This is a genomic window from Kitasatospora sp. NPDC057738 (assembly GCF_042798815.1).
Classification (GTDB): Bacteria; Actinomycetota; Actinomycetes; order Streptomycetales; family Streptomycetaceae; genus Kitasatospora; species Kitasatospora lactacystinica.
On record NZ_JBHVJT010000005.1, the window covers coordinates 173,263 to 182,368 of the forward strand.

The following is a 9,106-nucleotide window of genomic DNA, read 5'->3' on the forward strand; positions in this document are numbered from 1 at the left end:
GCGCCCCCCCCCGTTCTTCTCCTGCGGTTTTTTCCCCCCCCTCCCCCTCTGGTCCCCCCCTGCGTGGGGTGGGGGGTCCCCCCCGCCAGCCGGTGGGCGGAGCCCCGCCGGCCGGCGGTCCGGCAGGTCAGTAGTCCGGCAGGTCGAAGTCGAGCGCCGCCCGGAAGGCCGCCTCCAGCTTCGGGTCGGACTGCCCGAGGTTCGTGACGGCCTCGGACCGGGCCTTCCGGTCCCCGGTCACGTCGAGGATCGCCTGGTTGGCGGCCACGTGGTCGCGCAGCCGCCGCTCGTACGCGGGGTAGGCCGCGCGGTGGTCGCCGTCGGCCGCGCGCAGTTCGCCAGCCAGGACGTAGGCGGCGGTCAGCGCCACGCTGGTGCCCTGGCCGGTGGCCGGGGAGCAGCAGTAGCCGGCGTCGCCGAGCAGGACGACGCGGTCGTTGGACCAGCGGTCCATCCGGATCTGGGCGACGACGTCGTAGTGGAAGGCGTCGGACTCCCGCATCGCCTCCAGGAAGCGCGGCAGCTCCCAGCGCGCGTGGGCGGAGCGCTCGGCCACCAACTGCCGCTGGCGGGCCGGGTCGCGCGGGAGCATGTCGTCGATCGGCTCGTCGCTGTGGAAGCCGACGAAGACGCGCAGTTCGCTGTTGCCGCGGACGGTCATCGCCATGCAGAACCAGTTCGGGTCGTCGCCGTCCCGGTGGGCGATCTCCCAGCGGTCGAGACCGAGGTGGTTGGGCGCGCTCCAGCCGGCGACGTAGGTGTTGATGGGGTGGAGGTAGTCCGCCTCGGGGCCGAAGACGAGGCGCCGGGTGTTCGAGTGCAGGCCGTCGGCGCCGACGACCAGGTCGAAGGAGCGCTCGGTGCCGCCGCGGAACCGGACGTCGACGCCTTCCGGGTGCTGCGCCAGGGTGGCGATCGAGTCGTCGAAGCGGTACTCGACGCCGGGCCCGGCGGTCCCGGCGGTCCCGTCACCCGCGGCGGTCCCGTCACCCGCGGCGCCACCGTCCGCTCCGGCGATCAGCTCGGCGAGTTCGTCGCGCAGGATCTCCACGTCCGGGCCGCCGATCGGCCCGCCGGTGGCCGTCCACTCGGTGGTGCTGCGCAGCTCGCGGCCGTCCGCGTCGACCACGGACATCCCGCGCAGCCCGGTCCGGCGGGCCCGGACCTCCTCCAGCAGCCCCATCCGCTCGACCACCGTCAGGGCGGCGCCGCGGATGTCCACCGCCTGCCCGCCGCCGCGCAGCGAGGGGGCCCGCTCCACGACCGTGACGTGGAAGCCGTAGCGGTTCAGCCAGTGGGCGAGCGCGGTGCCGGCGATCCCGGCGCCGGAGACCAGGACCGAGGTGGGGCGGGTGCCGGAGTGCGGCCGGATGCTGTTGGACATGGTGACCTCCCGTGGGTTGCTCCGTTTCAACACCAGCGTGGGCCGGGGCACTTGCACCGCGCGGACAGGACGCGGACGCGGCGCTGTCACCGCTGACAGGACACCGGCGGCGCGCTGACAGGACGGCGCCCGCTCAAGCCTCGGCGGGGCGCCGTGACCGATCGGTGGACGGTGTGTCATGAATCTGCAACAGCGCCCCCACCAGGCCCGATACGAATTGCCCGGGCACCGGACGGCCCGTATGGTGCTCGGACGCCGTCGCGCGGACGGCTCGGGGGACGCACGAGGGGGAACCATGGCGCAGGGGTCGGGGTACGCGATCCAGGCCGGCGGGGCCGAGGGCCAGGCGAAGGCGCTGGACAAGGCGTCCGGGGACGAGGGCACGATCGGGACGGCGATCAGCGATCCGGTGTGCTACACCGCTGACGTGTTCGGGGGTGAGGACGTCGATCCGGCGTACCAGAACTTCAGCAGCTCCTGGCAGGCGCAGAGCGCGACGATCAAGAGCGCGCTGAGCGAGCTGGCGGGCAAGGTCCGCGGTTCCTCGGCCGGCTACCAGTCGGCCGACGGCGCCGTGGTGAAGGACCTCGTGGCGGCCTCGGGCAGCGGCGGGTACCGGCCCTTCGGCTGAGTCCGGCACACGGGCCGCGGCCGAACACGCGGCTGTACGCGTGTCCGCACGCGCGGCCGAACGCGCGGCTGTACGCGCAGCCCGGCGGCCGACGAGGAGCCGACGGGCAGCGGCAGGAACCACACCACGGGCAATGGGAACGGAGCGAACGAGCCGCCATGGCAGGCGAATCCACCACGCAGCGCTGCAAGGCGCTGAGCGACCGGTTGAAGGACGTCCGCGAGGCGGACAGCAAGAACGGGCTGATCTCCGCGATCAAGGGAGCCCTCGCGGTCCACGCGCCGGTCGGGGACCCGGGCACCATCGAGGCCACCGGCAACCGCTACAAGAACGCGGCCGCCGACTCGAACCAGCTCCACCAGGACGTCCTGGCGGTCGCCACCGCCGGGCTGCCGGACGTCTGGACCGGTTCCACGGGGGCGAAGGCCGCCGAGGTGGTGGCCGCCGCGGCCCGCGCCGTCGACGAGCAGACCAGCGCGCTCCACAACGGCGGGATAGCCCTGCTCCGCCTCGCGGACGCGCTGCGCAACGCCCAGGGCCAGGACAGCGCCGCGCGGTCCGCGCTCCAGCAGGTGCTGGGCTCGCTGGGCAGTGAGGACGGCTGGTTCGACGACTGGTTCGAGGGCGACGACGAGGAGGCGGCGCGCAAGAAGGCGCAGCAGGCCGCCGTGCCCCAGGTCGACGCGATGCTGAGCGCAGCCAAGCGCGCCGACGAGGCCGCCCGTGCGGCGGCCCGCGACCTGAACAAGCTGGCCTCCGAGGCCCGCGCGGGCAAGATGAAGACCGGCGCGGTCACCGCCGCCGACAAGCTCGTGCTGGCCGAGACCTCCGGTCCGGACGGTCCGACCGAGCTGAACGAGCTGTTGACCGCCAACGACATGAAGCGGTCCGGCGAGTACCTGGACAAGATGAACGAGAAGGACCGGGCGGACTTCGAGAAGCTGCTCGCCGACTCCAAGTCCCCGCAGGAGCGCGCGTATCTGATGAAGGCGCTGGCGGCCGGTCACAACATGGACGAGATCCGCGCGTTCCAGGGCAAGATCCACGGCAAGGACCCGGAGTGGCTCCGGACGCACCTGACGCCCGTCCACACCGAGGACGACGACACCACCAGCGGCGGGACCAACGACGACGGTTCCAACAAGAACACGGACGAGGTCACCTTCGACGGCGCCCGCTGGCAGCAGGCGAACACCGAGGGCACCTGCGTCGCCTCCTCCACCGTCACCGCCCGGGCGATGGTCGACCCGCTCTACGCGCTGGACCTGACCGGCGGGCCGACCGGCCAGGAGGACGACCCGGCGGCGTTCCAGCAGCGGCTGCTGGCCGAGCAGCACCGGGTGCACCAGGAGGGCGACGGCGGCGACAACTGGGACGGCATGGGGGCGGACGGCAAGGAGAAGGTGCTGGAGAAGGAGGTCAGCCCGCACACCGGCGCCGACTTCGACTACAAGAAGATGCCGAACCCCGACGACCGGCGCGAGCTCCTGCCGGACATCGAGAAGGCGGTCGCCGACGGCAAGCCGGTGCCGGTCGGGGTGGAGGGCTACGACAAGGACGGCAAGCGGTCGGGCCACGCCATGATGATCGTCGGCCAGGAGGGCAACATGCTGCAGATCTACAACCCGTGGGGCACCACCACCTGGGTCAGCGAGGACGACTTCGTCAACGGCCGCATGGGCGGCGCCTCGGACAACCGGCTGCCCACCGCCTACGCCGTCCACCTGCCGAAGTGACCGGGACGGTACGGGTGTTCACGAGGATGCCGGTCCGGGCGGCGGCGCTGGCGGCCGTCCTGGCGGCCGGGCTGTCGGCCTGCGGGCAGGACACGAGGGCCGCGCGGAACGGGCCGGAGCGCGGCCGGGTGCTCGGCGCGCAGGAGCGCTCGGTCGACCTCGCCGTCGGCGAGCGCTTCACGGTCGCCGTCCCGGACAACACCTCGGCCGGCGACCGCTGGAGCGTCGTGGACCCGAGGCCGGACGCCGCCGTCGCCGCCCTGGCCGACGAGCGGCTCGACCTCCCGGAGAAGTCGAAGACCTCGGACGGCGTCGGCGGCACCCGCTTCTACACTTTCGAGGCCAAGGGCCGCGGGACCACCGCCGTCACCCTCCTCAACTGCTTCCGCAGCTACTGCAACCTGCCCGCCCCCAGCGACGAGAACAGGAAACTGGTCGTGCGCAACACCTACACGGTGACGGTCCGATGAGCCCCGACGACCGCTTCCGCCCCAGGACGGACGACGAGCTGCGGCAGCTCGACGTGTCCGCCATGCTCCGCTACGGCCTGGCCTTCGCCGGCCCGCACCGGGCCGCGCTGTTCGGCGAGGGCGCCATCGCGGCCGCGCTGGCCGCCGACCGGCTGGGGGTGCTCCCCCGGTCGCTCGCCTTCCTCGCCGAGGTGGTGCGCAGCGGCGGCGCCCGCTACGCCGCCGACCTCCCCGAGCCGCTCCCGGGGACGGAACCGGCCCGGCTCGCCCGCGACTGGCTGGGTTCGGCGGCCACCACCGTCACCACCGTCGACGGCGACCAGTTGCTCGCCCGCTGGCTGGAGGCCGTCGCGGAGATCCTGGGACTGCGCCGGGACGTCCGCGGCGGAGCGGGGGGCTGAGGGGCGGCCCGGCCCGGGGCCGGTCCTGCGGATCGGGGTGAAACGGAGCGTTACTGCTTGACAGGGTGCGTAATACTGTAACGCGGTACGCCCGCGGACCACGGCCGCGCGGCCCCGCCGGGTCCCTGTCCCCGCAGCTCGGAGCAGCACATGCACCCCTTCCTCGACCACCCCGGGCCGCTCGCCTTCGCGCACCGGGGCGGTGACCTCGGGCGCCCCGAGAACTCGTTCGCCGCCTTCGAGGCCGCCGTCGCGCTCGGGTACCGCTACCTGGAGACGGATGTTCACGCCACCGCCGACGGCGTGCTGGTGGCCTTCCACGACTCACGCCTCGACCGGGTCACCGACCGCGCCGGGGCGGTGGCGGAGCTGCCCTGGGAGGCCGTCAGGCGGGCCCGGATCGGCGGGACCGAGCCGGTGCCGCTGCTGGAGGACCTGCTCGGCGCGTTCCCCGGGGCCCGCTTCAACATCGACGTCAAGGCGGCGCCGGCCGTCGGTCCGCTGGTCGAGGCGATCCGCCGGACCGACGCCTGGGACCGGGTCTGCGTCGGCGGCTTCTCCGACACCCGGCTGGCCGCCGTCCGCGCCGCCGGCGGTCCCCGGCTGGCCACCTCGCTCGGCCCCCGCGAGGTTGCCCGGCTGCGGCTGCGTTCGCTGGCCGAATCGTTCCTGCCGTCCGCCGGTCCGGGGCCGCTGTCCCGGCGCCGGGGGGCGCCGTTCGCCGGGCTGTGCGCCCAGGTGCCGGAGCGTCACCGGGGCGTCCGGGTGGTCGACCGGGCCTTCGTCCGCACCGCCCACCGGCTCGGGCTCCAGGTGCACGTCTGGACTGTGGACGATCCCACACGGATCAGGTCTCTCCTCGACTTGGGCGTGGATGGCATCATGGCCGATCGCATCGACGTCCTGCGGGACGTCCTCGGCGAGCGCGGCTGCTGGACGGACGGCAGTACCGGCTCCAGCACGGTGATGGGAACCCCATGAGCACCACGAACTCGGCGACGCACCTGCCGGACGACCCACCGACCGATCCCGCCGCCGGCCCCGCGGCCGCCGACGACGACGGACGGGCCCTGCGCCGGATACAGTTCGGCTGGTACGTCAACGACTGGGCCAACGCCGCCTTCTCGGCCACCGTCCTGACAGTGTTCCTCGGCCCGTACCTGACCTCCGTCGCCAAGGACGCCGCCGACGCGGCCGGCAATGTGCACCCGCTCGGCCTGACGATCCGTGCAGGATCGTTCTTCCCCTACACGGTCTCCTTCTCCGTGCTGCTCTCGGTCGCGGTGATGCTGTTCACCGGCACGGTCGCCGACCGCACCGGACGGCACAAGGAACTGATGTGCGGCTTCGCGTACCTCGGCTCGCTCGCCACGATGGGGATGTTCCTCCTCCAGGGCGACCGCTACCTGCTCGGCGGCGCGCTGCTGGTGGTCGCCAACATCTCGTACGCGGTCTCGGTCGCGCTCTCCTACGCCTACCTGCCCGGCCTGGCCTCCCCAGACGAACGCGACAAGGTCTCCTCCAAGGGCTGGGCCTACGGCTACGCGGGCGGCGGACTGCTGCTGATCGCCAACCTGGCGCTCTTCCAGGGCCACGACGCGTTCGGCCTGGACTCCGGCACCGCCGTGCGGATCTGCCTCGCCTCGGCCGGCCTGTGGTGGGCGCTGTTCACCGTCGTCCCGATGCTGCGGCTGCCCTCCCGGGCCGGCATCGCCCCCAGCCCCACCGCCGCCCCGGCCGAGGACGGCGAGCCCGCCGGCGGCAGCCTGCGCCAACTCGCCGACACCCTGCGCGGCATGCGCAAGCACCCGCTCACGCTGCTCTACCTCGCCGCCTTCCTCTGCTACAACGACGGCATCCAGACCGTCGTCTCCCAGGCCTCGCTCTACGGCAGCGAGGAACTCGGCATGGAGCAGACCTCGCTGGTCACCGCCGTCCTCCTGGTCCAGGTCGTGGCGATCGGCGGCGCCCTGCTGCTCGGCCGGATCGCCCACCGGTACGGCGCCAAGCGGACCATCCTCGGCTCGCTGGTCGGCTGGGTCGTCACGCTGGCCCTGGGCTACTTCATGCCCGCCCACCAGCCCGCCTGGTTCTACGTCCTGGCCTGCATGATCGGCCTGGTGCTCGGCGGCAGCCAGGCGCTCTCGCGCTCCCTGTTCTCCCACCTCGTCCCGCCGGGCAAGGAGGCCGAGTACTTCAGCTTCTACAAGGTCAGCGACCGCGGCACCAGCTGGATGGGCCCGCTGGTCTTCGGCCTCGCCTACCAGATCACCGGCAGCTACCGCTCGGCGATCATCTCGCTGCTGATCTTCTTCGTCATCGGTTTCGTCGTCCTGCTGAAGGTGCCGGTCCGCCGCGCCATCGAGGCCGTCGGCAACCCGGTGCCCGAACGGCTCTGACGGCGCCTCCGACGGCTCGCACGACGACCCGGGCCCGGCCGCTCCCCCGACCGATCGGGGGAGCGGCCGGGCCCGGAGTGCTTCCGGCGCTCGGTGCCGCGCGTCAGCCGGTGATCATCGTCCTGCCTTCGATCGTCGTCCAGCCGCCCCAACCGCCCGGGACCGGGTCGGCCTTGTAGGTGACGTGGTTCAGGGCGCCGTTCTGCCCGGTGGCGAAGAGGTCCAGCACGCCCGCCGTGGCGTTGAACGTCACGGTCGGGAAGCGGCCGGTGGTGAACTTCCAGTCCCCGACGGAGGTCCAGTCGCGCCACCGCTTGTCGTCGGGCTGCCACTCGGCGCGGGCGAGGACACCGTCACCGCCGACCACGAACAGCTTGAAACCGCCGGTGGCGGGGTCGAAGACCACCGACGGCGAGCCCGCGAACTGCCGGCCGGGGATCTCGTACCAGCCGCTCCACTTCGTCATGCCCGGCGTGTAGTACGCGTGCGCGACGACCCCGCTGGTCCGGGTGGCGAAGACCTCCACGGTCCTGGTGACCGGGTTGTAGGCGGACGTGGGACTGCCGGAGAACGTCCAGCCGGAGTCCTGGGCGTACCAGTCGCGCCAGCCCTGGCCGTCCGACTTCCAGTAGGTCTGCTTGAGCACGCCGTCGCTGTTGATCGCGGACAGCTCGATGCCACCGGTGGAGGGGTTGTACACGGCGCTCGGGCTGCTCACGAACTCCCCGTTGCCGCGGAGGTCGGTCCAGCCGCTCCACCCCGTCGTGCCCTGGGTGTAGTACGAGTGCGCGACGAGCCCGGTGGTCCGGGTGGCGAAGACCTCCGCGGTCCTCGTCGCCGGGTTGTAGACGGCGGTGGGGCTGCCGGTGAACCTCGGGCCGCGGTCCTGGAAGTACCACTCGCGCCAGCCCTGGCCGTCCGGCATCCAGTAGGTCTGGGACAGCACGCCGTCCGTGCCGATCGCGAACAGCTCGGTGCCGCCGGTGGAGGGGTTGTACAGCGCGGTGGGAACGCTCGCGAACTCCCAGTCGCCACCGACCTGCGCCCAGCCGCTCCAGGTCGTGCCGTCCGGGCTGGTGGAGAACACCACGTGGTGGTTGCTGTCGACGGCGAAGACCGTGGAGATCTTCCGGACCGGGTCGTAGACCGAGCTGCGGGCGGCCGGGTTGGCCGTGACGGTGTCCCACCAGCCGCCGCGGACCTGGTCGATCCACCCGCCGAGGTCGTCGACGCGGGAGGAGTACGCGCCGGTGCGGGTCTCGGTGGCGGGCACGCCCAGGCAGCCGCCCTGCCAGGAGCGGGAGGCCACGGCCACCAGCTCGGCCCTGCCGTTGACCTGGCGGATCGCCGGGGCGCCGGTGTCGCCCTTGCAGACCGCCGCGCCGCCGGTACCGGTGGTGCCGATGCCCGTCGGGCTCACGGTGTCGAGGCTGAACGCGCCGCTGTGCAGCTTGTTCGTGATCCACTCGGCCTTGGTCCGGCCGTACCCGGGCACCCGCAGCGTCTCCCCGGCGCTGGGGGCGGTGGTGGCGACCGCGATCGGGGCGATGTCGGTGACGGGCTTGGCCAGCCGGGCGAGGACCAGGTCACGGTCCTGGCGCGGCGCCAGCTCCACGACCTCCGTCACCGTGCCCGCGCCGGTCGTCAGGTCGGTGCGGCCGATGGTGGCGGTGGTCTTCCACTTGGGCGCGCCCGCCGCGAGGGCCTGCGGCTGCGCCGGGTCGTCGGAGAAGCAGGAGGCCGCGGTGGCCACCCAGTAGCGGTCCACCAGCACGCCGGTGCAGGCGCGCACGTTGTCGCCGATCACCAGGCGCGCGGTGTAGGCGTAGGTGCCGTCGGCGGCCGGGTCGCCGACCACGGCGCCGGCCGGGGTGAAGGTGCTCAGCGTGCCGGCGGCAGCGGCCGCGACCAGCACGCCGGCCCGCCAGGAGCGGACCTGGGACTTGCGGGACATGAGGGATCTCCCTGGAACGTTCGGGAAGGAGGGCACGCCGCAGGTGCGCGGGGTGCGCAGGAGGTTCACCGGCCGGGGCGGGGGGGGGGGGGAAGCAGGTGGTTGGGTGGAGGGGGGGGGAGGGGGAGGGG

General features: G+C 73.1%; 8 protein-coding genes. 6 read left to right on the forward strand and 2 right to left on the reverse strand.

Features of this window, described 5'->3' with window-relative positions; genetic code table 11:
* Positions 1 to 127: 127 nt before the first annotated feature.
* Positions 128 to 1,384 carry an FAD-dependent monooxygenase gene (locus ACFVGO_RS04645; protein ID WP_380357927.1) on the reverse strand — a complete coding sequence of 419 codons (1,257 nt, stop codon included), beginning with the start codon at positions 1,382 to 1,384 and terminating at the stop codon, positions 128 to 130.
* A 295-nt stretch (positions 1,385 to 1,679) separates the two neighbouring features.
* Between ACFVGO_RS04645 and ACFVGO_RS04650 the strand changes: the two genes are divergently transcribed.
* The 6 genes from ACFVGO_RS04650 (at position 1,680) to ACFVGO_RS04675 (ending at position 7,021) form a co-directional block, all read left to right on the forward strand.
* Positions 1,680 to 2,015 carry a hypothetical protein gene (locus ACFVGO_RS04650; RefSeq protein WP_359914846.1) on the forward strand — a complete coding sequence of 112 codons (336 nt, stop codon included), beginning with the start codon at positions 1,680 to 1,682 and terminating at the stop codon, positions 2,013 to 2,015.
* 158 nt (positions 2,016 to 2,173) lie between these two features.
* Positions 2,174 to 3,751 (forward strand): peptidoglycan-binding protein, encoded by a 1,578-nt coding sequence (locus ACFVGO_RS04655; RefSeq protein WP_359914849.1) that lies wholly within the window; start codon positions 2,174 to 2,176, stop codon positions 3,749 to 3,751.
* Between the two features lie 14 nt (positions 3,752 to 3,765).
* Positions 3,766 to 4,221, forward strand: a complete 456-nt coding sequence (locus ACFVGO_RS04660) for a protease inhibitor I42 family protein (RefSeq protein WP_359914852.1) — start codon at positions 3,766 to 3,768, stop codon at positions 4,219 to 4,221.
* A complete protein-coding gene (locus ACFVGO_RS04665) occupies positions 4,218 to 4,622 on the forward strand; it encodes a hypothetical protein (protein WP_359914855.1) in 405 nt (134 codons plus the stop codon). The genes ACFVGO_RS04660 and ACFVGO_RS04665 overlap by 4 nt, the downstream gene beginning before the upstream one ends.
* 150 nt (positions 4,623 to 4,772) lie before the next feature.
* On the forward strand, positions 4,773 to 5,603 hold the full coding sequence (locus ACFVGO_RS04670) for a glycerophosphodiester phosphodiesterase (RefSeq protein ID WP_380357919.1): 831 nt from the start codon (positions 4,773 to 4,775) through the stop codon (positions 5,601 to 5,603).
* Positions 5,600 to 7,021: an MFS transporter gene (locus ACFVGO_RS04675; protein WP_359914861.1), complete on the forward strand. Its 1,422-nt coding sequence runs from the start codon at positions 5,600 to 5,602 to the stop codon at positions 7,019 to 7,021. The genes ACFVGO_RS04670 and ACFVGO_RS04675 overlap by 4 nt, the downstream gene beginning before the upstream one ends.
* Before the next feature lie 103 nt (positions 7,022 to 7,124).
* On the opposite strand, the gene ACFVGO_RS04680 is transcribed toward ACFVGO_RS04675, so the two are convergent.
* Complete coding sequence (locus ACFVGO_RS04680; protein WP_380630851.1) at positions 7,125 to 8,975, reverse strand: trypsin-like serine protease; 1,851 nt, start codon at positions 8,973 to 8,975, stop codon at positions 7,125 to 7,127.
* Positions 8,976 to 9,106 lie beyond the last annotated feature (131 nt).

Coding starts and splice junctions, on each gene's coding strand:
- ACFVGO_RS04680 (WP_380630851.1), bottom strand. CDS start 8,975: ATGTCCCGCAAGTCCCAGGTCCGCTCCTGGCGGGCCGGCGTGCTGGTC.
- ACFVGO_RS04675 (WP_359914861.1), top strand. CDS start 5,600: ATGAGCACCACGAACTCGGCGACGCACCTGCCGGACGACCCACCGACC.
- ACFVGO_RS04665 (WP_359914855.1), top strand. CDS start 4,218: ATGAGCCCCGACGACCGCTTCCGCCCCAGGACGGACGACGAGCTGCGG.
- ACFVGO_RS04645 (WP_380357927.1), bottom strand. CDS start 1,384: ATGTCCAACAGCATCCGGCCGCACTCCGGCACCCGCCCCACCTCGGTC.
- ACFVGO_RS04650 (WP_359914846.1), top strand. CDS start 1,680: ATGGCGCAGGGGTCGGGGTACGCGATCCAGGCCGGCGGGGCCGAGGGC.
- ACFVGO_RS04655 (WP_359914849.1), top strand. CDS start 2,174: ATGGCAGGCGAATCCACCACGCAGCGCTGCAAGGCGCTGAGCGACCGG.
- ACFVGO_RS04670 (WP_380357919.1), top strand. CDS start 4,773: ATGCACCCCTTCCTCGACCACCCCGGGCCGCTCGCCTTCGCGCACCGG.